General features: G+C 54.9%; 1 protein-coding gene. It reads right to left on the bottom strand.

Annotated elements, in window-relative coordinates; translation table 11 throughout:
- Nucleotides 1-307: 307 nt before the first annotated feature.
- On the bottom strand, nucleotides 308-1,759 hold a 1,452-nt coding region (locus tag RSSM_RS23305), incomplete at its 5' end, for a dockerin type I domain-containing protein (RefSeq protein WP_144060055.1).

Raw genomic sequence — 1,759 nt, forward strand, 5'->3', positions numbered from 1 at the left:
GCTTGGCTGGTCGATGGTGGTGGTGCCGAAAGTCTTGGCGACATTCGCTACCTGGTACGAGGGTTCAGGGACTCGAAAATACTTGGTGTGTTTGGGTTGGTAGGTCATTGCTCCGCATCACGCGCGTCTGAGGGCTCTGCGTTGAAAATGGTATGCTGAGCATACCCTACATTGCTCGACTTTCATGACGCTTTGCTGAATTGCTGGAGCATTTTGCAAATTTGCGTGTCCGATCCCCGTTGCTGGGGGCGCCAAAATTCAGACCTCGATGTCTGGCGACAATGGGTGTGTCCAACTTCCATACACTTTAGATTGTGCTGGTCATCCAGCTTTGGCAATTGGCAAGCAAATCCAAATCTTCTTCTGAGAGGATGGACGCACTTTCATCAGCTAGCTCCGTCACCGCGAGGGATCGGGATTCAATCGAAGTCGTCGCTTCCGTTAATGATAGGCTGGTGTCGACGATTTTTTCGTCGACCGAATTCACGGCGGAGTAGTCATCGATCTCCGCGATGGTTATCGACAAACTCGTTTCTGGCAGAAGCGGTTCCGCGACCAATGGCTCGAGTTCTCCTTCACTCGGGACGGTACTTTGGCGATTGAGTTCGTTAATCACCAACAACGCATCGAGAGCTGATGTCCTTCCGTCTTGGTTGACGTCGTACATCGCGGTCGCTGACACCTGTTCTCCTTCGGCGAATTGTTCTCGATTGAGTTGGTTGATAATGACCAATGCGTCGAGCGCCGTGGTCTGGCTGTCGCCGTTGGTATCGGTCGGTTGCAGGAAGTTCGTGGGTGTCGATGGAGTGAACGCATCCGTTCCCGCAGTCGATCGCACGGTGTAGGTGCGACTCTCCGTTTGTGCCTCAAACACGATCGCGTACATCTCACCCGCCGTCACGGTTGCCGTCATCACGCCTTGTGAGTAGCCCCCGATCTCCGAAACGTCTTGATTCAGTATGTAGATCGTTTGCAGGAAGCTAACCGTGCCGACCGGGATCACTGAAATTTCCGCGTCGGCGACAGCCTGAAACAGGATCGCGGTAGGAATGCTATCCCCGGGGATGACATGAGGGCGGACGACGTAGTCGGGTATGTAAACTCGTGTCGGAGGGTTCGAGGTGTTGGCGTCTTGCGTGGTGACTTCTACTTCAACATCCGTCAGCCCGGCATATTCTAAGTCGCTGCTGGAAACGGAAAACGAGACTGTCGTGTTTTGGCTTCCGTCAATCAGGCTATCGTTAGAACTGCTGACCGTTACAGATTGAGCGAGATTCCAGTTGTCTGGAGTGAACGTCAATTCGCTAGGTGCAACCATTACTTCGGTCGTGTCAGCGCTGGTGATCGCTACGGTGACATCTGTCGTTGGTTGGCTCGACAGCACAACGCTGATCGTATCGATCAAACCCGATTCACTCACGACAGTGGCACCACCAGATTGTGTGACAACCAGCCCCGGCGTGATGGCCGGGCTGACCGTGATCGTCGCCGTGTCGGTGCTGATCGCTCCATCGTTGTCGGTGATTTGCAAGCCGACGGTGAACGTGCCTGCCGTGGTCGCCGAGTAGATTGTCGTTTCGCCGGTTGCGTCGTCGAACTCGCCGTCGTTGTCGAGATCCCAAGCGTAGGCCGCAATCGTGCCATCGGTGTCAGTTGAATCTGAACCGCTGAGCGTGATCGTGCCGCCAACCGTATCTGAGTAAGGGCCGCCCGCGTCAGCCATCGGAGCGACGTTTGCTATCGCGCTGACTGTGATCGT

It is taken from the genome of Aporhodopirellula sallentina SM41 (assembly GCF_000346505.1).
Classification (GTDB): domain Bacteria; phylum Planctomycetota; class Planctomycetia; order Pirellulales; family Pirellulaceae; genus Rhodopirellula; species Rhodopirellula sallentina.